Source organism: Curtobacterium sp. MCLR17_054, from assembly GCF_003234335.2.
Taxonomy (GTDB): domain Bacteria; phylum Actinomycetota; class Actinomycetes; order Actinomycetales; family Microbacteriaceae; genus Curtobacterium; species Curtobacterium flaccumfaciens.
In genome coordinates this window covers 120,384-146,714 of the sequence record NZ_CP126263.1, presented here as the reverse complement: position 1 = coordinate 146,714, position 26,331 = coordinate 120,384, and the positions used below count along the sequence as shown (strand labels likewise).

Here is a 26,331-nt window from a genome sequence, read left to right as displayed (position 1 = left end):
TCCGCGCCCGTCACACGGTCGCGGCGGCAGCAGCCTTCGCGGCCGCGGGCAGGGCGTCGAGGATCCGTCCGACGGCGCGGTCGTCGTGCGCGGCCGTGACGAACCACGCCTCGAAGACGCTCGGCGGCAGGGTCACCCCGGCGTCGAGCATCGCGTGGAAGAACGGCGCGTAGCGGAACACGTCCTGCGCCCGCACGTCGTCGTAGTTCCGCGGTGCCTGCTCGGTGAACGCGAACGAGAACAGGTTGCCGGCGCGCTGCACGGTGTGGGCGACGCCCTCGGCCGACAGGGCCTCCGACGTGGCCGCGGAGATGACCGCAGCCGTGCCGTTGAGCGACTCGTACACGGACGGCGTCGCGGCCCGAAGCGTGGCGATGCCGGCAGCGACGGCCAACGGGTTCCCCGACAGGGTTCCCGCCTGGTACACCGGCCCGAGCGGGGCGAGGAAGTCCATGACCTCGCGCCGTCCGCCGAGTGCGGCGAGGGGCATGCCGCCGCCGATGACCTTGCCGAACGTGATGAGGTCGGGCTTCCACCCGGCACCGTCCGGCACGACCTTGGACGCCTCGAGGCCCCACCAGCCGGCAGCACCGACGCGGAACCCGGTCAGGACCTCGTCGACGATGAGCAGCGCCCCGTGCGACCGGGTGATCTGCGCCAGGGCACGGTTGAAGCCGCGCTCCGGTGCCAGGACGCCCATGTTCGCGGCGGCCGACTCGACGATGACGGCGGCGATGCGCTCGGAGTGCTCGTCGAAGGCCCGGCGGACGGCGTCGAGGTCGTTGTACGGCAGCACGAGGGTCTGCGCGGCGGTCTCGGCGGTGATGCCCGCACTGCCCGGCATGGCCAGGGTCGCGACGCCCGAGCCGGCCTCGGCCAGCAGGGAGTCCGAGTGCCCGTGGTAGTGGCCGGCGAACTTCACGAGCAGGTCGCGACCGGTGTAGCCGCGGGCCAGCCGGATCGCGGTCATCGTGGCCTCGGTGCCGGTCGACACCATGCGGAGCTTCTCGATGGGGCCGTCGCCGTCCACCGACACCCGCTGCTTCACGAGTTCGGCCAGCTCGGTCTCACCCGGGGTCGACGCCCCGAACGACAGTCCGCGCGCGGCGGCCTGCTGCACCGCCTCGACCGTGCCGGGGTGGGCGTGCCCGAGGATCGCGGGACCCCACGACGCGACGAGGTCGACGTACTCGCGACCCTCGGCGTCGGTGACGTAGGCGCCCTTGGCGGACACCAGGAACCGCGGGGTGCCGCCGACCGACCCGTAGGCGCGGACCGGGGAGTTCACGCCACCCGGGATCGCGTTCTTGGCACGGCCGAAGAGCTGGTCGTTCGTGGTCATTCGGGGGCCTTCCCGGTCGAGGCGATGCCGGCGACGTCCGCGGTGCTGCCCGAGGTGCGGAGGCCCGCTTCCTCGTTGAGCTTCCGCGCGATGTCGACGGCGAAGTAGGTCAGGATCGCGTCGGCACCGGCGCGCTTGATGCCGACGAGCGACTCCATCGCGGCGGCGTCGCGGTCGATCCACCCGTTCTGCGCTGCTGCGGTGATCATCGCGTACTCGCCGGAGATCTGGTACGCCCAGACCGGGACGGGCGAGGTCGCAGCGGTCTCGGCGAGCACGTCGAGGTAGCTCATCGCCGGCTTCACCATCACGATGTCGGCGCCCTCGTCGACGTCGAGCTCGACCTCGCGGAGCCCCTGCCGACCGTTCGCGGCGTCGATCTGGTACGTCCGGCGGTCGCCGACGAGTGACGACGACACGGCCTCGCGGAAGGGACCGTAGAACGCCGAGGCGTACTTGGCGGCGTAGGCGAGCAGCGCGGTGCCGCTGTGCCCGGCGCCGTCGAGGGCGTCACGTGCGGCGGCGATCTGGCCGTCCATCATGCCGCTCATGCAGACCAGCTCGGCACCGGCTTCGGCCTGTGCGACCGCCATGTCGCGGTAGCGCAGCAGGGTGGCGTCGTTGTCGACGGAGCCGTCGGCGGCGAGCACACCGCAGTGTCCGTGGTCGGTGAACTCGTCGAGGCACAGGTCGGACTGCACCACGAGGGCATCACCGACCTCTTCCTTCGCCACCCGGATCGCCACGTTGAGGATGCCGTCCGGGTCGGTCGCGCCGGAGCCCTCGGCGTCCTTCGTGGTCGGGACGCCGAACAGGTTCACGCCACCCACACCCACCGATGCGGCGTCGACCAGCGCGCGGCGGAAGGAATCGAGGGAGTGCTGCTGCACCCCCGGCATGCTCGAGATGTCCACGGCGTCGGTCGCGCCTTCGCGGATGAACATCGGCAGCACGAGCTCGGCGGGGTGGAGCCGGGTCTCGGCCACGAGTCGTCGCATCGCGGGGGTGGCGCGGAGCCGACGGGGGCGGACCTGGGGGAAGCGTCCAGTCACGGGTGACCTTCCTGGTGGGGGGTGGTTGGGTTCAGTGCCTCGACGACGGCGTCGAGCAGGGCTTCTGCGGACCGGGTGCCTCCGACGGCGTGCACGGGGAGTCCGGCCGCACGGGCGTCGGTCGCGGTCCCGGGGCCGATGCAGGCCACGATGGTGCGGGGGTCGAGCGGGGTCATCCGGCGGGCGATCTCGCGGGCGACGCTGCCGCTCGTCACGAGCACCGCAGCGGGCGTCGTCTCGAGGGTGATCGGCTCGTCGCCGGTCCCCACGGTACGGTACGCGACCACGTCGTCCACGTCGATGCCGCGGGCACGGAGGCCGTCGACGAACGTGGGTGCCGCGATCTCGGAGCGGGGGAACAGCACGGTGCCGTCGGTGTCCGGAAACTCCTGCACCAGGCCGGCTGCGGACGTCTCGTCCGGCACCAGGTCGACGACCCAGCCCGCAGCGCGCGCGGCACGGGCGGTCGGCTCGCCGACCGCGGCGACGCGCACCCCGGCCGGGAGGCCCGCCATGCGTTCCGACAGGACCGTCACGGCCGTCGCACTGGTCACCACCACCCATGCGTAACCAGCCACAGGGGTCCGGTCACCGACGGAATTCGGCGATCCGTTCCTCCCGGCCGCCCCGGAGGCGACCAGGCGGCGGAGCGCAGCGTCGAGCGCGGCGGGGTCGGACGGCGGAGCGTCCGTGATGAGGGGGACGACGACGGGCGCGAGCCCTCGGGCCCTGGCCTCGGCGGCGACCCGGTTCCCCCACGCACCGCCACGCGGGACGAGGACGACCGGGGGTCGCGCCTCGTCCGTCGCGGTGGTGGAGGGTTCCGTGGTGACCGCCTACTCGGCCGGCGTCGCGAGGCCGGGGCCCGCGGTGTACGGCCCGTCCGTGGTGTCCTCGGCGACGGTGGTCGCCAGGTCGGCGAGGTCGGCAGCGCCGTTCTCGAGCAGCTCGGTCGCCACACGGCCACCGACCGCGAGCGCTTCGTCGAGACGCTCCTGCGCCGACCCGTCGAGCACGGCCGCGTGCGACGCCGTGCGGTACTCGGTGCCGTCGGGGCGGTAGACGGTCGCGGACACGAGCAGGAGCTCGGCGTCCACGACGGCCGTCGCACCGATCGGGGCGGAGCAGCCGGCCTCGAGCTTGGCGAGGACCTCGCGCTCGGCCGTCACCGTCAGGCGCGTGGGGGCGTGCTCGATCTTGCGGAGTGCGGCGAGCAGCCCACGGTCGGTCTCGTCCGAGCGGATCTCCACCGCGAGCGCACCCTGTCCGGGAGCACTCGGCCAGAAACCGAGGTCGAGCAGTTCCGTGGCAGCCGACAGGCGGTCGATGCGGCCGAGGCCGGCGGCGGCGAGCACCACGGCGTCGAGGTCGTCGTCCACCCGGCCGAGGCGGGTGTCGATGTTGCCGCGGATGTCGACCACATCGAGGTCGGGGCGCTGCGCACGGAGCTGCGCGGCACGACGGGGCGAGCCGGTGCCGACCTTCGCGCCCTCGGGCAGGGTGTCGACGGTGGCGCCGTTCCGGGCGACGAGGACGTCACGGGCGTCCGCACGCTTCGGCACGGCACCGATCGTCAGGCCCGGGTACGGCGCGGTCGGCAGGTCCTTGAGCGAGTGCACGAGCACGTCGACCTCGCCCGCGACGAGCGCTTCACGCAGGGCGCTGGCGAAGACACCGGTGCCGCCGAGCGACGCCAGGGAGGCACGGTTCGTGTCGCCCTCGCTCGTGACGGTGACGAGTTCGACGGGCCGACCGGCCGCCTTCGCCAGGCGGTCGGCGACGTCCTGCGACTGCGCGACCGCGAGCCGGCTGGCACGGGTGCCGAGCCGGATCGGGGTCGGGCCGTCGGGCGCTGTGGCGCTGGGGTCGTTCACGGTCGTGTCGGTCACGGAGCGACGCCCGCGGCGGCGGGCTTGAACCCCGCTCGCACGTTCTCGCAGCACCCCGGACGGCACACGTCGTACCAGGGGCCGATGTCGGTCATGTGCGGACGCTCGGCCTTCGGCGTGCCGTTGACCCGCTCGAGCACCAGGTCGACGAGACCGGACACGTAGGCCGGGTCGATGCCGGGGGTCTGCGTGCGGAGCGACCAGAAGCCGAGCTCACCGGCGGTCTCGGTGGCTTCCTCGTCGAGGTCCCACATGACCTCCATGTGGTCGCTGACGAAGCCGAGCGGGACGATCAGCACGGCACGGGTCGGGCCGCCCTTGAGGTCCTCGTTCATGTAGTCGTTGATGTCGGGCTCGAGCCACGGCTGCGTCGGGGGGCCGGAGCGCGACTGGTAGACGAGCTTCCAGGCGGGCTTCGACGTGCCCTGCAGGTGGGCGTGCTCGGGCTGCTCGAGGAGCTCGGCCCAGGCCTGGTCGAGCACGACCTCGCCGACGGCCAGGTGCTGCGCCTCGTACGCGCCGTGCTCGTCGAACCCGCGGTAGTCGGGGCCCGAGCGGGCGGCGTCGGTCGAGGGGATGGAGTGCGTCGAGAAGAGCACCTGCAGCTCGGTCGCGACGTCGAGGCCCTCGTTCTCGGCGATCGCGCGGGCCATGCCGTCGCGGACGCCGTCGATGAACGGGCGGACGAAGCCCGGGTGGTCGAAGAACTGGCGGACCTTGTCGATCTGGATGGTGTCGATCAGACCGGTCTCGTTCAGCACGCGGGCGTAGTCCTCGCGGTACTGCCGGCAGCTCGAGAACGACGAGTACGCGCTCGTGGCGATGGCGACGAGCTTCGTGTAGCCCTTGTCCGCCGCCTCGGTGAACGCCTGCTCCAGGTACGGCTCCCAGTTGCGGTTGCCCCAGAGGACCGGCATGTCGATGCCGCGCGACGCCAGCTCGGCCTCGAGCGCGGCCTTGAGCGCACGGTTCTGCGCGTTGATCGGGCTCACGCCGCCGAAGTGGCGGTAGTGGTGCGCCACCTCTTCCAGGCGCTCGTCCGGGATCCCGCGGCCGCGGGTGACGTTGCGCAGGAAGGGGATGACGTCGTCCTGTCCCTCGGGGCCACCGAAGCCGGCGAGCAGGATCGCGTCGTAGGCGGTCGGGGTCTCGACGTGCTCGGGACCGGACGCCGCCGCGGGGGTGGCGGCGAGGACCTGGCCGTTCGTGATCATGCTGGTGTCGGTCATGACAGCACCTCCGGGAGTTCGGCGGTCGTCACGCGACGACCCGTGAAGAAGGGGACCTCTTCGCGCACGTGCATGCGCGCTTCGGTGTAGCGGAGATCGCGCATCAGGTCGACGAGGTCGACGAGGTCCGGGCTCTCGAGCGGCAGGATCCACTCGTAGTCGCTCAGGGCGAAGGTCGCGATGGTGTTCGTGAGCACGCGGCGGTACTTCGCGCCGGCGATGCCGTGGTCGCGGAGCATCTTCGAGCGCTCCTCTTCCGGCAGCAGGTACCACTCGTAGGAGCGGACGAACGGGTACACCGTGATCCACGCCTCGGGGTCCTTGCCGCGCAGGAACGCGGGGGTGTGCCGCTTGTTGAACTCGGCCTCGCGGTGCATGGCCATCACGTGCCAGACCGGCTCGGCGTCCTGGAACAGGCCGGTGCGACGGATCTCGCGCAGCACGGCCTGGATGGCCTGCGCGTCGTCGCCGTGCAGCCAGACCATGACGTCGGCGTCGGCACGGAAGGCCGAGACGTCGTAGAAGCCACGGATCGTGACCCCGCGCTCGGCGGCGCTGGCGATCACGGTGTCGAGTTCGGCCACGGCGTCGTCGCCGACGCGGTGGACCGGACCGAGGGGCCGGCGGAACACTGCCCAGAGGGCGTAGGCCGTCAGCAGGTTCGGGTCGATCCCGGAGTCCGGGTGACCGGTCTCGGCGGGTTCCGTGTGGGGGTGGTCGTGCGCGGGCACGGGCCCGGTGTTCGTGGGCGCGTCGGAGCTCATGGATCCATTGTCCTATCGGTTGCCAGGGTGTTGGCCGCCCCGCATCCGGTGGACCGCGCTCGGGCGGTCTACCGCCGTCGGAGCACCAGCACGACGATACCCCCGACCACCGCTACGCCGGCTGCGAGACCGGCCAGGTAGGGCACCGGCTTCTCGTCGAGACCGCGCTTGAACTTCGACGCCGCGATCCCGATCTGCTTCGGGACGTTGAGCTTGTCCTCGATCGCGTCGAGGGTGTCGAACAGCTGGGCGCGGGTCGCGGCGACGCGAGCAGCGAGATCGTCGTGCGGGTCGGTCACGGTTCCTCCGTCGGTGGTGCGGCTGTCGGGGCTGTCGGCGCTCAGGAGCGGCCGTCGACGTCCGGCTTGCGGCTGCCGTACTGCGTCGGCGGGGTCGGCTTCTTGCCGAGGCCCTTCACCGCGTTGATGTCGTCCTTGACGCTGGCGATCGTGCGCTTCGGCGTGATCGGCAGGCCCTTCTTCAGGCGCTTCCAGCCGATCAGGCCGAGGATCGCGGCGATGATCAGCATCACCACGGCCACCACCAGTGCGGCCAGCCACGCCGGCATCACGGTCGCGAGGCCCATCACGGCTGCGGTCAGCAGGACGCCGATCGCGTAGAGCACGACGACGAGCGCCCCGACCAGCAGACCGGCTGCGAGGCCGAAGATCTTCGCCTTCGCGAGCATCTCGGCCTTGAGCAGGTCGATCTCGCCCTTGACCAGGCCCTTGACGAGCTTCGGGACGTCGCCGACCAGGCCGAACAGCGAACGCGACTTGCGATCGCGGGTGTCGGTCATGAGGTGGTGGTGTCCTTCTTCTGGCCGACCTTGCGGACGGCCTTCTTGGTCGTCTCACCGATGAACTCGGCGACGTCCGGGGTCTTGTCGGCGATGAAGTCCTCGGCGACGTGCACGCCCTTCTGGACGCCGTTGCTGTTCCAGACCTTGCCGCTGACGGTCTTGATCTGCTCGTACCGCGCCCGTCCGGCTCGCGATCCCAGGACGTACCCGAGTGCGGCGCCGGCGACGAACAGGAGCTTTCCGCGCATGTGCGATTCCTCCGTGCATTGGTTGTGCGGTGGTCATGCACCGAACGGAATACGTCCGGCGGTCTCACCAACAGTAGCCCTCAGGGGCTGCGCGGTCCGCTCAGGAACCGAGGATCTCGTCGGCTGCCTTCCGAGCGGCGGCGATGATCCCCGCCAGGCCGCGTCCTGTCGAGGCCTCGCCGATCCCGACGACGCCCTCGGCCAGGCTGGCCGCGGTGAGGTCCGGTCCGTACCAACCGGCGCGTGCGGCTCCGCTGACGCGGTCGGCCGTGATCGCCACACCGAGCAGCGTGGACGCGTCCTGCAGGGCACGGCTGCCGACGGGGTCGGTCGGGTCGACCGGGAGGCTCGTGGCGACGCCCGCAGGGTCCGTCGCGGTGGCCGCGTAGCTGAGCCGCAGGACGTGGCGTCCGTCCGCCACGTCGGCCAGCCACGGCCACTTCACCGTCGCGTGCGTGAGGGCCTTCGCCGACACGGCCTGCGCGTCCGGGTGCACGAGCATCCCGGTGCCTCGCGGGGCGGCGTCGAGCTCGGGTTGGTCGACGACGAGCGTGACGAGCTGGATGCCCGTCCGGTCGGGGGCAGCGGCACGCTCCGGGTCGGCGACGGAGGACAGGGTGTGCTGGGCCGGCAACCGTTCGGTCGTGCCGTCGGCGCCGACGATCTCGACCGCGTGCGCCTCGATGCGGGTCGCCCGGGTGTGCAGCCGGACGTCCACCCCGAAGGTCGCCATGTCGGCGACGAGCTCGTCCACCAGGCGCACCGTCCCACCGCGGATCCCCTGCACCGGGGTGCCGGCGGCCGCGCGTGCCCGCAGCGACAGGACGGCCCGGGCGAGCGAGCCCTCGCGCAGCAGCGCGGCGCGCAGGCCCGGGGCCACCCGGTCGGGGTCGAGCTGGTCGGGGTGGGTGGAGTGCACCCCACCGGCGATCGGCACCACGAGGTCGTCGAGCACCCGCTCCCCCATGCGCCGGCGGACGAGTTCGCCGAGCGAGGAGGCCTTGGCGCCCACCGGTGCCGGCAGCAGCGAGTCCATCTGGGCGCGCAGGCCGCCCTTCTGCCCGACCACGGCCAGCACGTCGGCGGCCATCGGGGTGCTCGGGATGCCGAGGAGTCCGGTCGCCGGGATCGGGGAGGTCCGGCCATAGCGGGTCATCAGCCAGGCGCCGCGCGGGTCGGGGGCGACGACGTCGTTGCCGAGTCCGAGCTCGATCGCCAGGCGGCCGACGGCGTCCGTGCGGGTGGCGAAGGAGTCCGCCGCCATGTCGAGGTCGATCCCGCCGACGGTGTGCCGACGGATCATGCCGCCGAGCGCACCCGAGGACTCAACGAGCACCACGTGGGCGCCGCCCTTGGCGAGGTCACGGGCTGTGACGAGCCCGGCGATCCCGCCGCCGACCACGACGACGTCGGTCACGCGCCGGCTCCGTCCTGCGCTGCACCGTCGTCCGAGCGGCCGTCGCCGAGCGAGTGGACCAGCTCGACCACCCGGGTCAGGACGTCCGGGTCGGTCTCGGGCGGGACCCCGTGGCCGAGGTTCACGACGTGGGCCCGTGCGGCGCCACCCCGACGGACGACGTCGCGGACGTGCGCTTCGAGGACATCCCACGGTGCCGAGAGCATCGCCGGGTCGATGTTGCCCTGCACGCTGACGCCGGTGCCGACGCGCTGGACCGCCTGGTCGAGCGGCAGGCGCCAGTCGACCCCGACCGCGTCGACGCCGACGGTGTCCGTGCCGAAGGTCGTCATGTCGGCCAGGACCTCGCCGCTGCCCACGCCGAAGTGGATGCGCGGCACGCCGAGCTCGGCGACGTGCGACATCGCCTGGGCGGAGTGCGGTGCGACGGACCGGACGTAGTCGGCGCGGGAGAGCGACCCGACCCACGAGTCGAAGAGTTGCGCGGCCGAGGCCCCGGCGAGCACCTGTGCCCGGAGGAACATCCCGGACACCTCGGCGGCCCAGGCGAGCAGCCGCGACCAGGTCTCCGGGTCGGCGTGCATGAGCGTGCGGGCGCGGATGTGGTCCTTGGACGGGCCGCCCTCGACCAGGTAGGCGGCGAGGGTGAACGGCGCCCCCGCGAAGCCGATCAGCGGGGTGTCGCCGAGCTGGTCGACCGTGCGTCGGACGGCCTGCTCGATGGGGGCGAGGGCCGCGGGGTCGAGCTGCTCCAGGGCGTCGACGTCGGCGGGGGTCCGGATCGGCGACGAGAGCACCGGGCCACGGCCGGGGACGATCTCGACGTCCACACCGGCGAGCTTGATCGGCACGACGATGTCGCTGAAGAAGATGCCCGCGTCGACCCCGTGCCGGCGGACCGGCTGCAGGGTGATCTCCGACGCCATCTCCGGGTCGAGGCACGCGTCGAGCATGGCTGTGCCGATCCGAAGCTCCCGGTACTCCGGCAGGGACCGTCCGGCCTGCCGCATGAACCACACCGGGAGCGTCTCCGGACGGTCACCCCGCAGGGCCCGTACCAGGCGGGAACCACTCGTCCGCCCTGATGCCAGGGGGTGGGAGTCGGGGAGGGATGTGGTCGTCGCTTCGGTCACCGGATGATTCTCCCATCGAGCGCGTTACCATTGACTACGTGCTCATCTGTCTCACGGCGTCGCATCGCAACGCCAGCTTCGATCTCCTGGAGCGACTGAGCATCGGTGCACCCGCGGCAGCCAGCCGACTCGTCACGGATGCCGGCGTCCTGGACGGTGCAGTGGTCCTCGCGACCTGCAACCGCTTCGAGGCGTACCTCGACATCGCGGGCGACGAGAGCGACTCCGCCGTCTCCGCCACCGTGCAGGCCGTGGCCGCCGCGAGCGACCTGGACGCCACCGAGGTCCTGGACTCCGTCAACGTGCTGGACGGCAAGGACGTCGTGCAGCACCTGTTCGCCGTGTCGAGCGGTCTCGAGTCCGTCGTCGTCGGCGAGACCGAGATCTCCGGCCAGGTCCGTCGCTCGCTCGAGGACGCCCGGTCGAACGGCACCACCACCTCGGACCTCGAGCGCCTGTTCCAAGAGGCCGCGCACACCTCGCGCGGCGTCAAGACCCGCACCCGCATCGGTGCCGCCGGCCGGTCCCTCGTGCGCCTCGGCCTCGAACTCGCCTCGTCGCGGGTCACCGACTGGGCCCGCACCCGCGTGCTGCTCGTCGGCACCGGCAGCTACGCGGCCACCACCATCGCCGCCCTGCGTGACCGCGGCGCCACGAACATCCAGGTGTTCTCGCCCTCGGGCCGGGCGCCCTGGTTCGCCGCAAAGCACGACCTCGTCGCCGCCCTCGACCTGCGCCAGGCCATCGGCGAGAGCGACGTCCTGATCACCTGCACCTCGAGCGAGGTCCCGGTCGTCGCACCGGCCGACCTCGACGACGGGGTCCGCCGCATCGTCATCGACCTCGGGCTCCCCCGCAACGTCGACCCCGCGGCCGCCGGTGTCGACGGCGTCGAACTGCTCGACCTCGAGACGATCAGCATCCACGCCCCGATCTCCGAGCTGAACGCCGAGTCCGAGGCCCGCGCGATGGTCGACGACGCCGTGTCCCGGTTCCGCGCGCAGGCGATGGAGCAGTCGACGACCCCGGCGCTCGTGGCGTTCCGCAAGCACGTGTTCGACATCCTCGACGACGAGATCGAGCGGGCCAAGCGCCGCGCGGACGCCGACGGCGAGTCCGTCGAGCACACCGAGCGGGCGCTCCGGCACCTGGTCGGCGTCCTGCTGCACCGTCCCTCGGTCCGCGCTCGTGAGCTCGGTCGCGCCGGTCGCGGCGAGGAGTTCGTCGGGGCGATCGACTCCCTGTACGGCGTCCGGCCGGAGGCCGAGCCGGAGCTGCCGTCGCCCGTCGTCCCGCTGGCCGACCGCACGGCACTGGACCCGACCACCTCGGATCGCGACGACCAGGCGGACGCGAGCTGAGCCTCCAGACAGGCTCGCAACCACCCACGCTGCGCGTGAGTGCGCTGCTGCTGGTGCGTGACCGACGTGTCCTGATGGTGCGCGCCCGGGCGCGCGACGTGCTCTACCTGCCCGGCGGCAAGGCGGAGCCGCACGAGACCGACGTCGAGGCCGCCGTGCGCGAGGCCTACGAGGAGACCGGCCTGCGGCTCACCGCCGACGACGTCGACCCGTTCGGCGTCGTGCTCGAGCCCGCCCACGGGCAGGCTCCGGGGACCATGGTCGCGATGACGCTGTTCCTGGTCCGGCCGGGAGGCCCGCTGGACTCCGCCACGCCCGTCGCCTCGGCCGAGGTGGACGAGGTCGAGTGGGTCACCTCCGCCGACGCGGACCGCTGCCCGCCTGCGGGCGTGGAGACGCTCCGCCGCCTGGTGGCGGCGGAGCTCATCGACTGACCGTCAGGCCCTGGGCGGAGCTGCCGGCACGTGTCTGGTCGGCGGCACGACGCCGGTGTCACCAGCCGGAGAGGCGAGACGGCGTTCCAGCAGTGCCAGCGCGCCGATCACGGCGTCTGCCTCGAAGACACGGTTCCGCCGTCCCGCCGATCGTTGTGTCAGGACTCCACGCTCGACGAGGACCCCCAAGGCCGTGTTCGCGGCCTGCTCGCTCCGGCCCGTCGCGGCCGCGAACGTCTGCGCGGTGAGCACGGGCATGCGGGGCGCGAGTTCGAGCGCCGACCATGCAGCGGAGTCAGAGCGGACTCCGGCGAGCGCAGATCGCCAGGACTCCTTGATCCGGACGAGCTCGTGCTCGAACTGCGTCATCCGGTCCACGACCTCGGCCATCGCCTCGGCGAAGAGCCGGACGAACTGCCCGACGGCCCGCTGCGCTGGCTCCGATGCCGGCGGATCGGTGGACCGGAACCGCTGGAGCCCCGCTTCGTAGTCGACAGCACGGGTCGCCAGGACCAGGGACACCGGTGGAGACGACTCGATGGTCAGCCCCCGTGACCGCAGGACAGCGTGGATCAGTGCGCGTCCGATGCGACCGTTGCCGTCGGCGAACGGGTGGATCGTCTCGAACTGCGCGTGTGCGACGGCGGCGATGGCGATCGTCGGCAGCGTGCTCGAGTTCACGAACTCCAGCAGGTCGTCGAGGAGCCCTGGCACCCGCTCCGGCACGGGCGGAACGAACGCCGCTGCGGCAGGCGTCGGTCCGCCGATCCAGTTCTGGACCGCTCGGACCGTGCCCCCGACCTCGGGTGTCGTCGAAGCCTCCATCAGCCGCCGGTGCGCCTCGAGGAGCAGGTCGAGGGTCACCGGAGAACCCGGACCGACCGACTCGGTGAGGAAGGTCATGGCGTCGATGTTGCCGAGGACCTCGGTTGCGGTGCTCCACTGCCCGAGCGGGCTCCGTCCGCGCGCCTCTTCTTCGAGCAGCTTCCGCGGGGAGACCTCGAGGCCCTCGATCATCGACGACCCGACAGCCTCGGCTCGGAGGAGCATCCGACCCAGTGCGTCTCCGCTGCCGAGCAGGGTGGATCTCGTCTCGGCTTCGGTCACCGCAGCGGTGGCCTCGAGTACGGCCGCTTGTTCGGCCGGTCCGAGTTCGACCGTTCGGCCCTGCAGCGGATCCGGCACGTAGGCCTCGAAGACCATCGGCATCCGGAAGGCGCGTGTCGCGGCTGCCGGGTCGCCCGTGCGTCGGATCGTCTCGTACGAAGCCATACATGGATCATCCCATGATCAAGGATGAGTGCCTATCCTTGATCATGGGATGCGTTCGGCTCGAGTTTGTCAGGCCTTGTCGGTGTCGGTGTACTCCCCGACCTCGCCGTTCTGGGCCGGCTCGGCCTCGCCGGGGATGTCCGAGTCGACGTACTCGCCGTCGGGTCCGGTTCCGGTCGGACGCGTCTCGCCCGGGATGTCGCTCGAGACGAACTCGCCGACGGGCTCCGTCGACTCGACGTGCTCCTCGCCCGGGATCTCGCTGTCCGTGAAGGCTCCGGCGCGGGGTTCGACCCCGTCCGCGCGACCCTCGTCGCCTCGTGCCTGTTCGTGCTTGCCCGTCATGTCCGACCTCCGCTGCTCGGGTTGCTTGCCTCGGAGTGTGCCCGTGGTCCCTGGACGCCGACCGAACCGGATGCGGCGTTCGGTGGTTGCCTGTGCACCATGCAACGCAGCAGCCGATCGAAGTTCCTGCTCGTCGTGACCGGGCTCGTCGCCGTCGGGACACTGGCGGGGTGCGCCTCGGACGGGCAGCCCGCCGCCACCGAGACCGTCACGGCGCCCGCACCGTCGCCGTCCGCGTCGGCGTCCACGCCGCAGTCGTCGGAGGAGTCCGCCTCGGCGGCACCGTCGTCCGGGTCCGGTTCTGGGCCGTCCACCGGTTCGTCTTCCGGCGACCGGTGCGCGGTGTCGTCGCTCGCCGGACGCATCGAGGCCGGCAGCGGTGGTGCCGCCGGCAGCGTCATCGTGCACCTGGTGCTCGAGAACACCGGGTCGACGACCTGCACGGTGCAGGGGTGGCCCGGCGTCTCGTTCGTCGGGGGTGGCACCGGCAAGCAGATCGGAGCGGCGGCGATCGCGGAGAAGAGTTCCCCGCACCCGACCGTCGCACTCGCTCCCGGTAAGACCGCCGTCGCACCGCTGAAGATCGTCCGGGCCGAGAACTACTCGGCGGGCGACTGCTCGCCCAAGACCCCGGACGGCTTCCGCGTGTACCCGCCCGGGTCGAAGCAGTCCCTGTTCGTGAAGGACACGGACTACCAGGCGTGTGCGTCGGCTGATGCCTCGCTGCTGTCCGTGCAGGCGTTCGTGCCGGAGGGGCAGGCGACCTCGTAGCGGTCAGCCGGGCGGTCTCGGCGGGTCTCGAGCACGGGCCGCTGCCGCCACGGACGGAGCCGTCCCGCTGTGATCGCAGCGGGACGGCTCGGTCTGTCCTGACGTGCTGACCGACTAGCTGACCGGCACCGGGACGGCCCCGGTCCCCCGGTCGTGCTCGGGAGCCCGGTCGAGTCCGTGTCCCTCGGTGTCCAGGTTCGGGATGACCTTCTGCATCCACTTCGGCATCCACCAGGCTGCTTCCCCGCAGAGTGTGAGGAGCGCCGGCATGATCATCATCCGCACGAGGAAGGCGTCTGCGAGGACCCCGACGAGCAGCCCGACGGCGATCGACGCGGCGACGGCCATCTCGCTCGTGGCGAAGCCGGCGAAGACGACGGCCATGATCGTGGCTGCTGCGACGAGGACGGTGCCGGACTTGGTGAACCCGGAGAACACGGCGTCCTTCGGGCTCAGCCCGCGGGCGTGTTCTTCCTTCATCCGGGACACGAGGAACACCTGGTAGTCCATCGCCAGCCCGAACAGGACCCCGACCAGGATGATCGGCAGCAGGCTCAACATCGGGTCGCCCTGGGGTGCGGCGATGAGCGGGTCGAGCCAGCCCCACTGGAAGATCGCGACCGATGCGCCGAACGCCGCTCCGACGGAGAACAGGTACCCGAGGGTGGCGAACAGGGGCACGAGCAGGGATCGGAACATCACGATCAGGAGCAGGAACGACAGCGCGACGATCACGATGATGTAGGTGATCAGTGCCCGGTTCATCTGCGCGGTGTCGTCGAGCCCGATCGCGGTCTCGCCGGTCACCTCGACGCGCACGCCGCTGATGGCCGTGGTCTCGTCGCGGATGTCCGTGACGAGCTGCTTCGTGCTCTCGGCGATCGGACCGCCGGTCGGGATGACGGTGAGGAGTGCGGCGTCGTCGGTCTTCGTGACCTGGCCGGGGACGACGGCTTCGACGTGGTCGAGGCCCGTGATCTCGTCCTCGACCGCGGTGAGGTTGCTGGTGACGTCGTCGCCCTGCACGAGCACGAGCAGCGGGGACTGGATGCCGCCGAACTCGTCGACGATCAGGTCGTAGGCCTTCCGCTCCGACGACGTCGGGTCGGAGCCACCGGGGATGTTGGAGGCCGTCTTCATGTCGAGGACCGGTGCGGCGACGAGCCCGAGGACGACGACGGCGCCGAAGAGTGCGAGCCACGGGCGTCCGGTGACGAACCTGGCCCACCCGCGGAGGAAGTTCTTGCGGTTCGCGGGACGCTGCGGGATCGGCTGGCCGGCGGCGAGGAGTTCCCGGTGCTTCCGGGGCAGGGCGCGCAACCCGAGGGTCCCCAGGATGACGGGGAGCAGCGTGAGGGCCATCAGCACCGCGATCAGGACGCTGAACGCTCCGGCGAAGCCCATCACGGTGATGACCTCGTTGCCGGTCACGACGAGACCCACGAGGGCGATGATGACCGTGAGGCCCGCGAACACGACTGCGGTGCCCGCGGTGCCGGTGGCCCGGGCGACCGCGTCGACGACGCTGCGTCCCTCGCGGAGCTCCGAGCGGAACCGGGTGAGGATGAACAGCGTGTAGTCGATCCCGACCGCGAGGCCGAGCATGGTCGCGAGCGTCAGGGTGGTCCCCTGGATCGGGTTGATCGCGGAGTACGCGAGGACACCGACCGTCCCCACGGCGACCCCGGAGATCGCGACGAGCATGTTCGCTCCGGCGGCCAGGAGCGAACCGAACGTCAGGAACAGCACCAGGAACGCGACCAGGATCCCGATGACCTCGCCGGGACCGAAGGTGGCGTAGGTGTCGCCGAACAGGTGTCCGCCGACCTCGGCGTGGAAGGCAGCACGGTGGTCGGCTGCGAAGTCCAGGACGGTGTCGTACGTCTTCTCCTGGTTCGCCTCGGTGACGCCGGAGAAGGTCAGCGTGGAGATGACCGTGGTGCCGTCCTTCGAGACCATCGGGTTCCGCTGGGCGAACGGGTCCGAGACCGTCTGCACGTGCGGAAGGCTCTTCGCGTCGGCGAGGACTGCCTGCACCTCGGCGGCGGTGGCCTGGTCGGTGACCTTCGCTCCGTCTCGCGCCTGGAGGACGAGCTGCAGCGTCTTCGCGTCGCCCGACGACGAGGAACCGAGGTCGAACTTCTCGTTGACGACGGTGAGCGCCTTCGCGGCGGCGGTCGTGTTGCCGGCCGAGCCGGTGGCACTGGTGTCCATGCCGGCGGCGGTGACCGCGGTGAGGCCCGCGAAGAGCACCAACCAGACGGCGACGATGATGAGCCGGTGCCGGGCGCTGAAGCGTCCGATCGCGGCGAGGACCTTGGGCATGATGCTCCCGGAGAGAAGAAGAGGAAGCCACGCGGAGACCGTCGCGGCGGGTACTCCTCAATGCTCCGAGCAACGCTCCGTCCGGCCGTCGTCCCGTCGGATCGACGGACCTACTGCGTCCGCAGTAGGTCCGGGTCAGTCGACGAGTCCGGCGCGGTAGGCGAGGGACACCAGCTGCGCACGATCACGGACGCCGAGCTTCGCCATCGCGCGGTTGGCGTGGGTCTTCACGGTGTAGGGCGAGACGAACATCTCCCGGCCGATCCGGTCGTTGTCGCCACCGCGGGCGATCGCCACCACCACGTCGTGTTCACGCGGGGTCAGCGCTCGGAGACGTTCCTGCGCATCGGTGTCGATGACGCGGTCGGACTGGGAGCTGACCTGCGCGATGACCGCGGCCTGCGCAGCCGCGGAGAGTGCTCCACCGCCGAGGACGACCTCGTTGATGCCCGCCACGAGCTCGCGGGGTCCGACGGTCTTGCCGAGGAAGCCGTTCGCGCCGGCCCGGAGCGCCGAGACCACGATCTCGTCCTGCTCGAACGTCGTCAGGATGACGATGCGGAGCTGCTCGGCGGAGAACCGATCACGGAGGCGGCGTGTGGTCTCGACGCCGTCGATCCCCGGCATCCGCACGTCCAACAGGACGACGTCGACCGTCGTCGTCTCGAGGAACCGCAGGGCCTCGAAGCCGTCGCCGGCCTCGCCGACGACGGTGAGGTCGTCGTGCGCCTCGAGGATGGTGCGGAGCCCGACGCGGATCATCGCCTGGTCGTCGACCAGCAGGATCGTCGTCACGACAGCTTCCTTCCGTCCAGCGCCAGCACGGCGTGCACGACGAACCGATCGGTTCGCTCGTCGACGTCCAGTGTCCCGCCTGCGGCCCCGACGCGTTCGCGCATGCCCACGAGCCCGAACCCCGAACCCTGCGTCTGCTTGGTCCGCGGCGCGCGTGGGTTGTCGGAGACCACGTGGAGTCGACCCTGCTCGGCGCGGACGGTGATCGTGACCGGGCCGGTCCCGTACCGGTGTGCGTTGGTCAGGGCCTCCTGCACGACGCGGTAGACGGTGACCTCGACCACGGGGGCGACCGGTTCGTCCGGCAGCTCGACGTCAGCCACGACGTCGAGCCCGATCGACGTGAACGACGACACCAACGCGGGCAGCGAGCCCAGCCCGGCGACGGTCCGGTCCGGAGCGGCATCCCGTGACCGGAGGAGCTCGAGGATCTGCTGCGTCTCGGCGGTGACCATCCGCAACGCCTCACGCGCGTCACCTGCTGCGCGTGCCGCCGTCACCGGGTCGCGGTCGACGGTGACCTCGACCGCACCCAGGTGCATGCTCGCCACCGCGATCTGGTGACCGACGACGTCGTGCAGGTCGCGGGCGATGCGGAGCCGCTCGGCGTCCACGCGTCGGCGCGCTTCGAGATCCCGTGACGCGATCGCCTCGCGGGCTTGCTCCCGCAGGGCCGACCAGTACCGGAGCTGTGCCCAGACCGCGGCCCCCGTGGCTCCGGCCGCCGCACACGCCGCGACCGCCGCCAACGCGTCCGTACTGACCAGCCCCGCGCCGGACTCCACCGCGACCACGAGGTAGAGCGGCAGCGCGGTCGCGACGACCATGCGGAACGGGGCCGCACCGCGGAGGGTGACGGAGAACAGCGCGAACACCACGATCGTCCACCCCACGATCGGGTCCCACCCCTGCACCGCTGCCACCGCACAGCCGACCACGGTGAGCAGCACCCCCGGCCACGGGTAGCGACGGGCCACGGCCACACCGGCGATGCCGAGCAGCACACCGACCAACGGGAAGACCCCGGCGCCCGCGACGAGGACTCGGACGATCTCCACCGCTGCACCGGCCACGGCGAGGCCCGCGGCCAGCTCGGGCAGGAGCGCCGGTGACCGGAGCCACCACGGGTTCGGTGGCAGCACGAGATCACCGTCGTTCGTCATCCCCCGAGTCTCCTGCTTCCACCTCACCGACACGTACTGCGGACGCAGTAGGTTCGACGATCCGCGACGACGACGAGGCGCCGCGTCCCGATCCGGAGGATTGGCACCAATCCCACCGGAAGGCACCCCATGACGACGATCACCGCTCCCGAGTCCGCACCGACGGCCCGACGGCACTCCCTCACCCGCGCACCGCAGCTCACCGCGTGGGCAGCCCTGATGGGTGTCTCCGAGGTCGTCCGCTTCGCCGGGTTCATGACCCTGCTCGTCGCGATGGGCGTCGAAGCCGGCGCCCGACGCGTGATCGACCACGAGGAGGCGTGAGCATGCGTCCCATCCGCCCCGAGGACATCACGCTCCCCGACACCCGATCGATCGACATCACCGCGTCCATGCGCGAGGTCGAGTCCGGCGCAACGGACCCCGCCGATCGCTGAGGCCCCAAGACGGGGACCGCTGAGCAGGAACGGCACCAGGCGTCCACGCTCCCCGAGTCTCGGCCCCGCGGACAGTTTCGCCGTCACTCTGCCCGCTATCTGCCCGCCGGACAGAGACTCGGCACGGGCGGCGAGCGGCGACCAGCCGGCGGCGAACGGCGAGCGCCGTCAGCGCCGCGCAGGCGCGTGCACAGCCTCGAGCACCTCGGTCCCCATGGTCCGCAGCGCCTCCACCACGGCCAACCGCCGCTGCAACGAAGCATCGTCGAACGTGACGGTCACGGCGTAGCTGACCGACGACCCCGGCCCCCGCAGGATCCCCGCCTCCGCCCGCACACCGGTGCTCGACCCGGTGACCGCGACGACCTGCAACCCGTGGTCGAGCGCCCGGTGCGCCAGGGGATCGAGCCCGAAGGACCCGGCGACCAGGTTCAGGTCACTCGCCAGGGACAACCAGCCGAGCACCCGGTTCGACACCGCCTCGTCGACGACCTCGCCGAGCGCCAGTCCGCGCATCACCCACGACAGCTCTCCGGTCGGTGCGACGGAGGCGTCGGGGGCGTCGTCCGGGCCGCGGCGGTCCCGCACCCGGTCGATCAACGCGGTGCGCTCGATGCCCAGGGACTCCGCACGCTCCCGGACGGCGTCGATGCCCACGGTCGACAACAGTGCGTTCATGGCCCAGGCGTCGGCGGTGGCCCCGACCAGGGTCGCCAGGTCGGGCACCTGCATGGTCGGCTCCTGCAGGAACTGCCACAGGCCCGCACCGGTCGCGGTGTCTCGGGCCATGCGCTGCAGTCGGTCACCGTGCAGGCGGCCGTCCTCGAGCTGGGCGGCGACCTCGATGAGCAGCAGGACACGGCCCAGGCTCGCGACCGGCTGCACCAGGGTGTCGTCGATCGCGAGCAGGGCCTTACCGCTGGAGGTGTCGATCACCGAGGCACTGACCCCGGCGCCCTCGAGCGCGAGGGCACCGAGCGCCTCGGTGGTGGCGGTGAAGCGGTCGTCGGCCCGGCCGCTGTGCCGCCCACGACCGCGGCCGCCACCTGCTGGGCGGTCGTCCGGTCGCCGGCGGCGCGACGACCGGGCCGCGTCCGGCTCCGTCATCACCAGATCGCGACGCGCTCGGCGGGGTCGAGGTACATCGCGTCCTGCTCGGTCACGCCGAAGGTGTCGTACCAGACGTCGATGTTCCGCACGACCTGGTTGCAGCGGAACTCGTTGGGCGAGTGCGGGTCGATGCTCAGCAGACGAGCCGCCTCTTCCGGGCGGATCGCCATGCGCCAGGCCTGGGCCCAGCTCAGGAAGAAGCGCTCAGCACCGGTGAGTCCGTCGACGACCGGGGGCTCCTGGCCGTCGAGCGACAGCAGGTACGCCTTCCACGCGATCGACAGGCCACCGAGGTCACCGATGTTCTCGCCGATCGTCAGGGCACCGTTCACGTGGCTGTCGGGCACCTCGGTCGGTACCAGGGCGTCGTACTGGGCGATGAGGGCCTTCGTACGCTCCTCGAACGCCGCGCGGTCGGCCTCGGTCCACCAGTTCTCGAGCTTGCCGTCGCCGTCGTACTGCGACCCCTGGTCGTCGAAACCGTGGCCGATCTCGTGCCCGATGACGGCACCGATCGCGCCGTAGTTCGCGGCGGCGTCGCGGTCTGCGTCGAAGAACGGGAACTGCAGGATCGCCGCCGGGAACACGATCTCGTTGAAGCCGGGGTTGTAGTACGCGTTGATCGTCTGCGGGGTCATGAACCACTCGTCGCGGTCGATCGGCTTGCCGATCTTGCCGAGCTCGCGGTCGACCTGGAACGAGGCGACGGCGCGGACGTTCGCGACCAGGTCGTCGGCGAGGACGGGCAGCGCCGAGTAGTCACGCCACTTCACCGGGTAGCCGATCTTCGGCGTGAACTTGTCGAGCTTGTCGAGCGCACGGGCACGGGTCTCGTCGGTCATCCAGTCGAGCGCCGTGATGCTCTGCCGGTACGCCTCGACCAGGTTGGCGACGAGGTCGTCCATCTTGGCCTTCGAGGTCTCGTCGAAGTGCTCCTGCACGTAGATGCGGCCGACGGCCTCGCCCATCGCGCCCTCGACCAGCGAGACGCCACGCTTCCAGCGCTCGCGCTGCTTGGGCGCACCGGTGAGTGCGGTGCCGTAGAACGAGAAGTTCGTGGCCGAGAACGCGCTCGTCAGGTACGCGGCGGAGCCACGGATGACCTGCCAGCGCAGCCAGTCCTTCCAGACCTCGAGCGGCTGATCGTTCAGCAGGTCGGCCAGGCCGGTGATGAACGAGGGCTCGCGCACCACGACGGTCTCGAACGCACCGGCGGGGGCGTCGATGGCCTGCCACCAGGTCTGCAGGTCGACGCCCTTCGCGAGCGCGGCGACGTCGGCCCAGGGCAGCTTGTTGTAGGTCTTCTGGCTGTCACGGGTCGTGACGTTGTCCCAGTGCTGGGCGGCGAGCGCCGTCTCGAGCGCGATGACGTGCTCGGTGCGGGCACCGCCGTCGTCGAGGCCGGCGAGCGGGAACATCGCCGCGACGAACTCGCGGTACTTCTCGCGGATGTCGGCGAAGCGCTCTTCGCGGTAGTACGACTCGTCGGGCAGCCCGAGGCCGGACTGCTCCAGGAACACGACGTAGGACTCGGGGTCGCCCGGGTCGTTGTCGACGAAGAGCTGCAGGAAGCTCGGCAGGCCGATGCGCTCGAAGCGGCCGACGGCGGCGATGACCTCGGGCACGGACTCGATGGCGGTGATCTCGGCGAGCAGGTGCTCGATCGGTGCGGTGCCGAGCTCCTCGAGCCGCGCTTCGTCGGTGAACGAGGTGAAGAGGTCGCCGACCTTGCGCTCCTCGGTGCCGGGGGAGGCCTGCTGCGAGCGCTCGATGATGTCGCGCACGGCGATCTCGGCGGCTTCGGCCAGCACCGTGAAGGAGCCGTACCGGGCCTTGTCGTCGGGGATCGGCGTCGCCTCGATCCAGGTCCCGTTCACGTGGCGGTACAGGTCGTCCTGGGGGCGCACCGCGGGGTCGAGTTCGTCAGTGTGGATGCCGGAGGCACGTGCGACGTCGGTCATGCGGTCCACGATAGCCACCGACCCCATGGGGCAGGTCGATCCGGGTCGTCACCGGCACACGGCTGCCGGTACGGTCATCGCATGGGACTTCCGTGGAAGCTGCACGGCGACGGCAAGACCGTCTCCGCGACGACGATCGTGGCACCCGACGAACGGCTCACCTGGCCCCGGACCATCGGCCTCGGCGTGCAGCACGTCGTCGCGATGTTCGGCGCCACGTTCCTGGTGCCCCTGATCACCGGGTTCCCGCCGTCGACGACGCTCCTGTTCAGCGGTATCGGCACGATCCTGTTCCTGCTCATCACGGGCAACCGCCTGCCGAGCTACCTCGGCTCGTCGTTCGCCTTCATCGCCCCGATCGGTGCGGCGACCAAGATCGGCGGCATCCCGCTCGCCCTGTCCGGCATCATCGTCGTCGGTGCGCTGCTCGCGATCGTCGGGCTCGTCGTGCACCTGGCCGGCGCCGGGTGGATCGACCGGCTGATGCCCCCGGTGGTCTCCGGCGCGATCGTCGCCCTGATCGGCTTCAACCTGGCTCCGTCGGCCCGGGACAACTTCACGGCGGCCCCGGTCATCGCGGTCATCACCCTCGCGACGATCATCCTGGTCACCGTCCTGTTCAGGGGCCTGATCGGCCGCCTGTCGATCGTCATCGGCGTGCTCGTCGGGTACGTCGCAGCGCTCATCGGCGGTCAGGTCGACTTCTCCAAGGTCGGAGACAAGCCGTGGATCGGTCTGCCGGACTTCACCGCTCCCGCGTTCGACCCGTCCCAGCTTCCGATCTACCTGGCGTTCGTGCCGGTCGTCCTGGCGCTGGTCGCCGAGAACGTCGGCCACGTCAAGGGCGTCGGGCAGCTGACCGGCCGTGACCTCACGCCACTCACCGGTCGCGCGCTCTTCGCCGACGGCATCTCGACCGTCCTGGCCGGCGTCGGCGGCGGCTCCGCCACCACCACCTACGGCGAGAACATCGGCGTCATGGCCGCCACCCGCGTCTTCTCCACCGCCGCCTACTGGGTCGCCGCGATCGCGGCCGTCCTGCTCGGCCTGTCGCCGAGGATCGGCGCCGTCATCTCGTCGGTGCCCGCGGGCGTGCTCGGTGGCGCCACCACCGCGCTCTACGGCCTGATCGGCATCATCGGCATCCGGATCTGGGTCGAGAACCGCGTCGACTTCTCGAAGCCGAAGAACCAGCTGACCGCCGGCATCGCCCTGATCATCGGCATCGCCGACTTCACGTTCCGCTTCGGCCAGGCGAGCTTCGGCGGCATCATCGTCGGCACCATCGCAGCGATCGTCGTCTACCACGTGATGGACGTCATCGGCCGGGCCCGCGGCACCGACGAGCCCTCAACCGAGGCCGCCGAGCCCGCACACGCCGCCACCGGCGCCGTCCCCGCGGAACCGCGCGCCGACTGACGCGAGTGGTCGGCCGGAACGCGCGTCCGGCCTGACGACGTGGACCACCGGACTGGAGGCCCGTGGCGGACACGGCCACGGGCCTCCAGTCCGTCACGTGGTGCGTTGCGGACCGGAACGCCCCCCAGTCGGTCGCTCCGGTCCGCACACCGCTCGCCCGGTTCAGCGGGGCGCGCTGGGCGATGGGGTCGCGGTCTGCACGGACTCCTGCTCGTCGATGTACCGCTGATCGAGCGGGACCTCATCGGCGACCCCCGCCGTCCACTGCCCGACCACGGTCGTGCCGTCGGACTCGTACACGTCGCCGCCGTCCGGCTCGCTCCACAGAACCCAGCCCTTGCGGCCGTTGTCCGCCCTCCCGGGGACCAGATCCGGGTGACCCGACGCGTTCGGGACTCCGTAGGTCTGGCCCTTGTCGTTGACCGCCCAATCCGACGTGACCGCGGTGGCGTACTGCAGCGTCGCCGTCCACCGCGTCCCCGCCGACGCTTCGATGCTGAACGTCGTGGTCCCTCGCTCCGGGAGCCGGCCGTCGACGACACGCATCGTCCCTTCGTCCCGACAACTCAGGCCGGATGCGCCCCTTCCGACGGTGAGGACCCGGACCATGCCGACGTCGTTGCGGCACGTGATGTCGACGATCACGGCAGCCGCGGTGTCGGGAGCCGGCCCGATGTCGATCAGTGCGGGGCCGGTGTGCGTCGCAGTGGTCGTGCGCCCGACTGCTGCCGTCGTCGTGGTCCCCGGGAGCCCGGCGACGACCAGGGCGGCGGCGCTCGTCGTCACCGCGATCGCCGCGACGGAGACGATCGAGACGCCGATGCGTGCACGTCGTTGCTGGCGCTGCAGGGCGCTCCGCCGTGTCCCGATGGCGGCCAGCTCCGAGCGGACCGCTGCTGCAGCGTCGTGGTTCATGTCGATGCTCATCAGTAGGTGCCTTCCGGTGCGTTGCGGACACTGGGACGGAGGTCGTGCAGGTCGCGTTGCAGGCGCTGCCGCATCCGGTGCAACCGCACGCGTGCCGCCGGCGGTTTGAGACCGACCGCCTGCGCTGCCTGCCAGACCGGCATCTCCTCGACCCCGGTGAGCACCAGCAGCGCGGCGTCCTGCGGCGCGAGTCCCCGGATCGTCGTCCTGAGGCGTTCACGGGCCTCGAGGTCTTCGGCGTCCGTGGCTGGAGCGTGGGGATCATCTCGAGGGAGTGCGTCGAGGAGCTTCCGGTACCGCGCCGCTGCGCGTCGGTGGTTCTGGGTCAGGTTGACCGTCGTGACCAGCAACCACGGAGCGACGGAACCGGCCACGAGGGTGACGCTCTTGCGCTTGCGCCAGAGCTCGTAGAACGCCGCCGCCGTGATGTCCTCGGCGTCGTGCGAGTTCTCCGTCAGGCTCAACGCCCGTCGGTAGATGCGCGGTCGGTGCCGGTCGAACAGCGCGGCGAACGCAGCCCCGTCATCACGGACCGCTCGCGTCCACAGCGGGCCGTCGTCCTGTTCGTCCTTCACACTCTGGAGTGTCCGGTCATGGCTCCAGCGTTACAGACGCCCGCGGATCGGCTCGTCGCGCAGCGAGGTCGTCCGTGGCGCAAGCCCGAGGACGTGGGACCACCGGACTGGAGGCCCGTGGCGGACACGGCCACGGGCCTCCAGTCCGTCCCGGGGTCGCGCCCACCGCGCCTGGCGACGACGACGGGTCGGCATCGCCGACAGAATGGGTCGGTGCACCGACCGACGCGACCCGCTCTGACCGCTGAGCGGCGCGCGGTCGACCGCGACATCGTGCGGCTGGCGGTGCCCGCGCTCGGAGCACTCGTGGTCGAGCCGCTGTTCCTGCTGACCGACACCGCGCTCGTCGGGCACCTCGGGGCGACGCCGCTGGCGGCCGTCGGGCTCGCGAGTGCCGTGCTGTCGACGGTGACCGGGCTGCTGGTGTTCCTGGCGTACTCGACGACCCCGGCCGTGGCACGGGCGCTCGGTGGTGGCGACCGTCGCGGAGCCGTGCACGCGGGCATCGACGGGATGTGGCTCGCGCTCGTGCTGGGGGTGCTGCTGGCGCTGGTCGGGTGGCCGCTCGCCGGGCCGCTCGTCGACCTGTTCGGCGCCTCGGCCGAGGTGTCGGCCGCCGCCACCGCGTACCTGACCATCTCGCTGATCGGGCTGCCCGGCATCCTGGTGGTGACCGCCTCGACCGGACTGCTGCGTGGGCTGCAGGACACGAAGACCCCGCTCGTCGTCGCGACCATCGGGTTCGTCGCGAACGGGCTGCTCAACGCCGTCCTGATCTACGGCGCCGGCTGGGGTGTCGAGGGATCCGCCGCCGGCACCGTCATCGTGCAGTGGGCGATGGCCGTCGTCTACGTGCGCATCGCGGTGCGGGCCGCTCGGTCGTCGGGGGCGCCGCTGCGACCCGGCGCCTCCGGCGTCGCCCGGGCACTGCGGTCGGGGGCATGGCTGTTCCTGCGGACCGCGTCGCTGCGGATCGCGATGCTCGCGACCGTCGGGGCCGCCGCCGGGCTGGGGACCACCGGGCTGGCGACGACGCAGGTCGGGCTGACCGTCTTCTCGACGCTGGCGTTCGCGCTCGACGCCCTGGCGATCGCCGGGCAGGCACTCGTCGGGCACGGGCTGGGCGGACGTGACCCGGAGCGGGTGCGACTGGTGACGCGACGGCTCGTGCTGCTCGGGATCGCCGGCGGTGTGCTGCTCGGGGTGCTGACCCTGGCGGTGAGCGGCGTGCTCGGGCCGGTGTTCTCGGACGCGCAGGCGGTGCGGGACGCCCTGCCCGTCGTGCTGGTGCTCATCGCCGTCGGGATGCCCGTCGCCGGCTACGTCTTCGTGCTCGACGGGGTGCTGATCGGCGCCGGTGACGCGCGGTACCTGGCCATCGCCGGAGGCGCGAACCTCGTCGTGTACCTGCCGCTGCTCTGGTGGGCCGGCGGGACGCTCGCGGGGTTGTGGGCGGCCTTCGCCCTCGGGTACATCGGGGTCCGGGCGGTGACGCTCGCGGTGCGGGCGCACCGGCGCGGCTGGGTGGAACAGGCGCTGGCGCGGTGAGCGGGGCGTCTC

At 71.5% G+C, this 26,331-nt stretch carries 26 protein-coding genes; 6 read left to right on the top strand and 20 right to left on the bottom strand.

Going from position 1 to position 26,331, the window contains the following annotated elements; all coding sequences use genetic code 11:
* Window positions 1–10 precede the first annotated feature (10 nt).
* From hemL to hemE, 11 genes are all read right to left on the bottom strand, one after another.
* Complete coding sequence (gene hemL / locus DEJ08_RS00680) at window positions 11–1,342, bottom strand: glutamate-1-semialdehyde 2,1-aminomutase (RefSeq protein ID WP_111028754.1); 1,332 nt, start codon at window positions 1,340–1,342, stop codon at window positions 11–13.
* A complete protein-coding gene (hemB, locus tag DEJ08_RS00675) occupies window positions 1,339–2,394 on the bottom strand; it encodes a porphobilinogen synthase (RefSeq protein WP_258367226.1) in 1,056 nt (351 codons plus the stop codon). Before hemB ends, hemL begins: the two co-directional genes overlap by 4 nt.
* Entirely contained in the window at window positions 2,391–2,972 is a 582-nt protein-coding gene (locus DEJ08_RS00670) for a uroporphyrinogen-III synthase (protein ID WP_258367227.1), read from the bottom strand. Before DEJ08_RS00670 ends, hemB begins: the two co-directional genes overlap by 4 nt.
* 258 nt (window positions 2,973–3,230) lie before the next feature.
* The gene (gene hemC, locus DEJ08_RS00665) at window positions 3,231–4,283 is read right to left on the bottom strand and encodes a hydroxymethylbilane synthase (protein ID WP_258367228.1); all 1,053 of its coding nucleotides are present in this window, start codon (window positions 4,281–4,283) and stop codon (window positions 3,231–3,233) included.
* Window positions 4,280–5,512, bottom strand: coding sequence for a ferrochelatase (locus tag DEJ08_RS00660; protein ID WP_110863600.1), 1,233 nt, complete (start codon window positions 5,510–5,512; stop codon window positions 4,280–4,282). Before DEJ08_RS00660 ends, hemC begins: the two co-directional genes overlap by 4 nt.
* A complete protein-coding gene (gene hemQ / locus DEJ08_RS00655) occupies window positions 5,509–6,276 on the bottom strand; it encodes a hydrogen peroxide-dependent heme synthase (protein WP_228513031.1) in 768 nt (255 codons plus the stop codon). Before hemQ ends, DEJ08_RS00660 begins: the two co-directional genes overlap by 4 nt.
* Window positions 6,277–6,344: 68 nt before the next feature.
* Entirely contained in the window at window positions 6,345–6,575 is a 231-nt protein-coding gene (locus DEJ08_RS00650; protein ID WP_071404475.1) for a DUF3618 domain-containing protein, read from the bottom strand.
* A 41-nt stretch (window positions 6,576–6,616) separates the two neighbouring features.
* Window positions 6,617–7,075 (bottom strand): phage holin family protein, encoded by a 459-nt coding sequence (locus DEJ08_RS00645; RefSeq protein ID WP_071404474.1) that lies wholly within the window; start codon window positions 7,073–7,075, stop codon window positions 6,617–6,619.
* On the bottom strand, window positions 7,072–7,326 hold the full coding sequence (locus tag DEJ08_RS00640; RefSeq protein WP_017887727.1) for a hypothetical protein: 255 nt from the start codon (window positions 7,324–7,326) through the stop codon (window positions 7,072–7,074). The genes DEJ08_RS00645 and DEJ08_RS00640 overlap by 4 nt, the downstream gene beginning before the upstream one ends.
* Before the next feature lie 100 nt (window positions 7,327–7,426).
* Window positions 7,427–8,743, bottom strand: coding sequence for a protoporphyrinogen/coproporphyrinogen oxidase (locus tag DEJ08_RS00635; protein WP_258367229.1), 1,317 nt, complete (start codon window positions 8,741–8,743; stop codon window positions 7,427–7,429).
* Complete coding sequence (hemE, locus tag DEJ08_RS00630; RefSeq protein WP_111055243.1) at window positions 8,740–9,876, bottom strand: uroporphyrinogen decarboxylase; 1,137 nt, start codon at window positions 9,874–9,876, stop codon at window positions 8,740–8,742. Before hemE ends, DEJ08_RS00635 begins: the two co-directional genes overlap by 4 nt.
* Window positions 9,877–9,914: 38 nt before the next feature.
* Here hemE and DEJ08_RS00625 point away from each other — a divergent pair, with 38 nt between their 5' ends.
* Both DEJ08_RS00625 and DEJ08_RS00620 read left to right on the top strand, forming a co-directional pair.
* A complete protein-coding gene (locus DEJ08_RS00625) occupies window positions 9,915–11,237 on the top strand; it encodes a glutamyl-tRNA reductase (protein WP_111055244.1) in 1,323 nt (440 codons plus the stop codon).
* Window positions 11,238–11,272: 35 nt separating this feature from the next.
* The gene (locus DEJ08_RS00620) at window positions 11,273–11,671 is read left to right on the top strand and encodes an NUDIX hydrolase (protein WP_083404464.1); all 399 of its coding nucleotides are present in this window, start codon (window positions 11,273–11,275) and stop codon (window positions 11,669–11,671) included.
* A 3-nt stretch (window positions 11,672–11,674) separates the two neighbouring features.
* Here the strand turns inward: DEJ08_RS00620 and DEJ08_RS00615 are convergent, their stop codons facing one another.
* On the bottom strand, window positions 11,675–12,943 hold the full coding sequence (locus DEJ08_RS00615) for a Fic family protein (RefSeq protein ID WP_220035466.1): 1,269 nt from the start codon (window positions 12,941–12,943) through the stop codon (window positions 11,675–11,677).
* A gap of 69 nt (window positions 12,944–13,012) precedes the next feature.
* Entirely contained in the window at window positions 13,013–13,288 is a 276-nt protein-coding gene (locus tag DEJ08_RS00610) for a hypothetical protein (RefSeq protein ID WP_071404469.1), read from the bottom strand.
* A 99-nt stretch (window positions 13,289–13,387) separates the two neighbouring features.
* Here DEJ08_RS00610 and DEJ08_RS00605 point away from each other — a divergent pair, with 99 nt between their 5' ends.
* Complete coding sequence (locus DEJ08_RS00605; protein WP_111055245.1) at window positions 13,388–14,059, top strand: DUF4232 domain-containing protein; 672 nt, start codon at window positions 13,388–13,390, stop codon at window positions 14,057–14,059.
* Window positions 14,060–14,173: 114 nt separating this feature from the next.
* Here DEJ08_RS00605 and DEJ08_RS00600 read toward each other — a convergent pair whose 3' ends face one another.
* The 3 genes from DEJ08_RS00600 to DEJ08_RS00590 all read right to left on the bottom strand — a co-directional run bounded on the left by DEJ08_RS00600 (window position 14,174) and on the right by DEJ08_RS00590 (window position 18,342).
* The gene (locus DEJ08_RS00600; RefSeq protein WP_111055246.1) at window positions 14,174–16,384 is read right to left on the bottom strand and encodes an MMPL family transporter; all 2,211 of its coding nucleotides are present in this window, start codon (window positions 16,382–16,384) and stop codon (window positions 14,174–14,176) included.
* A gap of 135 nt (window positions 16,385–16,519) precedes the next feature.
* Entirely contained in the window at window positions 16,520–17,179 is a 660-nt protein-coding gene (locus DEJ08_RS00595; protein WP_111045623.1) for a response regulator transcription factor, read from the bottom strand.
* Window positions 17,176–18,342: a sensor histidine kinase gene (locus tag DEJ08_RS00590; protein WP_111055247.1), complete on the bottom strand. Its 1,167-nt coding sequence runs from the start codon at window positions 18,340–18,342 to the stop codon at window positions 17,176–17,178. The genes DEJ08_RS00595 and DEJ08_RS00590 overlap by 4 nt, the downstream gene beginning before the upstream one ends.
* A gap of 129 nt (window positions 18,343–18,471) precedes the next feature.
* Here DEJ08_RS00590 and DEJ08_RS00585 point away from each other — a divergent pair, with 129 nt between their 5' ends.
* Window positions 18,472–18,666 (top strand): hypothetical protein, encoded by a 195-nt coding sequence (locus DEJ08_RS00585; RefSeq protein ID WP_111055248.1) that lies wholly within the window; start codon window positions 18,472–18,474, stop codon window positions 18,664–18,666.
* Between the two features lie 281 nt (window positions 18,667–18,947).
* On the opposite strand, the gene DEJ08_RS00580 is transcribed toward DEJ08_RS00585, so the two are convergent.
* A complete protein-coding gene (locus DEJ08_RS00580) occupies window positions 18,948–19,886 on the bottom strand; it encodes a serine hydrolase (protein WP_071404465.1) in 939 nt (312 codons plus the stop codon).
* Window positions 19,886–21,850: a M13 family metallopeptidase gene (locus tag DEJ08_RS00575; RefSeq protein WP_111055266.1), complete on the bottom strand. Its 1,965-nt coding sequence runs from the start codon at window positions 21,848–21,850 to the stop codon at window positions 19,886–19,888. The genes DEJ08_RS00580 and DEJ08_RS00575 overlap by 1 nt, the downstream gene beginning before the upstream one ends.
* 81 nt (window positions 21,851–21,931) lie before the next feature.
* Between DEJ08_RS00575 and DEJ08_RS00570 the strand changes: the two genes are divergently transcribed.
* A complete protein-coding gene (locus DEJ08_RS00570) occupies window positions 21,932–23,269 on the top strand; it encodes a uracil-xanthine permease family protein (protein ID WP_111055249.1) in 1,338 nt (445 codons plus the stop codon).
* 162 nt (window positions 23,270–23,431) lie between these two features.
* Here the strand turns inward: DEJ08_RS00570 and DEJ08_RS00565 are convergent, their stop codons facing one another.
* Window positions 23,432–24,196: a hypothetical protein gene (locus tag DEJ08_RS00565; protein WP_111055250.1), complete on the bottom strand. Its 765-nt coding sequence runs from the start codon at window positions 24,194–24,196 to the stop codon at window positions 23,432–23,434.
* On the bottom strand, window positions 24,196–24,771 hold the full coding sequence (locus DEJ08_RS00560) for an RNA polymerase sigma factor (protein WP_056072533.1): 576 nt from the start codon (window positions 24,769–24,771) through the stop codon (window positions 24,196–24,198). The genes DEJ08_RS00565 and DEJ08_RS00560 overlap by 1 nt, the downstream gene beginning before the upstream one ends.
* A 237-nt stretch (window positions 24,772–25,008) precedes the next feature.
* On the opposite strand from DEJ08_RS00560, the gene DEJ08_RS00555 reads away from it, so the two are divergent.
* Complete coding sequence (locus DEJ08_RS00555) at window positions 25,009–26,319, top strand: MATE family efflux transporter (RefSeq protein ID WP_111055267.1); 1,311 nt, start codon at window positions 25,009–25,011, stop codon at window positions 26,317–26,319.
* Window positions 26,320–26,331 lie beyond the last annotated feature (12 nt).

Excerpts from the sequence above, each read along its gene's own strand:
- hemL (WP_111028754.1), bottom strand. The coding sequence starts at position 1,342 with ATGACCACGAACGACCAGCTCTTCGGCCGTGCCAAGAACGCGATCCCG.
- DEJ08_RS00660 (WP_110863600.1), bottom strand. The coding sequence starts at position 5,512 with ATGACCGACACCAGCATGATCACGAACGGCCAGGTCCTCGCCGCCACC.
- hemQ (WP_228513031.1), bottom strand. The coding sequence starts at position 6,276 with ATGAGCTCCGACGCGCCCACGAACACCGGGCCCGTGCCCGCGCACGAC.
- DEJ08_RS00645 (WP_071404474.1), bottom strand. The coding sequence starts at position 7,075 with ATGACCGACACCCGCGATCGCAAGTCGCGTTCGCTGTTCGGCCTGGTC.
- DEJ08_RS00640 (WP_017887727.1), bottom strand. The coding sequence starts at position 7,326 with ATGCGCGGAAAGCTCCTGTTCGTCGCCGGCGCCGCACTCGGGTACGTC.
- DEJ08_RS00615 (WP_220035466.1), bottom strand. The coding sequence starts at position 12,943 with ATGGCTTCGTACGAGACGATCCGACGCACGGGCGACCCGGCAGCCGCG.
- DEJ08_RS00610 (WP_071404469.1), bottom strand. The coding sequence starts at position 13,288 with ATGACGGGCAAGCACGAACAGGCACGAGGCGACGAGGGTCGCGCGGAC.
- DEJ08_RS00605 (WP_111055245.1), top strand. The coding sequence starts at position 13,388 with ATGCAACGCAGCAGCCGATCGAAGTTCCTGCTCGTCGTGACCGGGCTC.
- DEJ08_RS00600 (WP_111055246.1), bottom strand. The coding sequence starts at position 16,384 with ATGCCCAAGGTCCTCGCCGCGATCGGACGCTTCAGCGCCCGGCACCGG.
- DEJ08_RS00590 (WP_111055247.1), bottom strand. The coding sequence starts at position 18,342 with ATGACGAACGACGGTGATCTCGTGCTGCCACCGAACCCGTGGTGGCTC.
- DEJ08_RS00585 (WP_111055248.1), top strand. The coding sequence starts at position 18,472 with ATGACGACGATCACCGCTCCCGAGTCCGCACCGACGGCCCGACGGCAC.
- DEJ08_RS00580 (WP_071404465.1), bottom strand. The coding sequence starts at position 19,886 with ATGACGGAGCCGGACGCGGCCCGGTCGTCGCGCCGCCGGCGACCGGAC.
- DEJ08_RS00575 (WP_111055266.1), bottom strand. The coding sequence starts at position 21,850 with ATGACCGACGTCGCACGTGCCTCCGGCATCCACACTGACGAACTCGAC.
- DEJ08_RS00570 (WP_111055249.1), top strand. The coding sequence starts at position 21,932 with ATGGGACTTCCGTGGAAGCTGCACGGCGACGGCAAGACCGTCTCCGCG.
- DEJ08_RS00565 (WP_111055250.1), bottom strand. The coding sequence starts at position 24,196 with ATGAGCATCGACATGAACCACGACGCTGCAGCAGCGGTCCGCTCGGAG.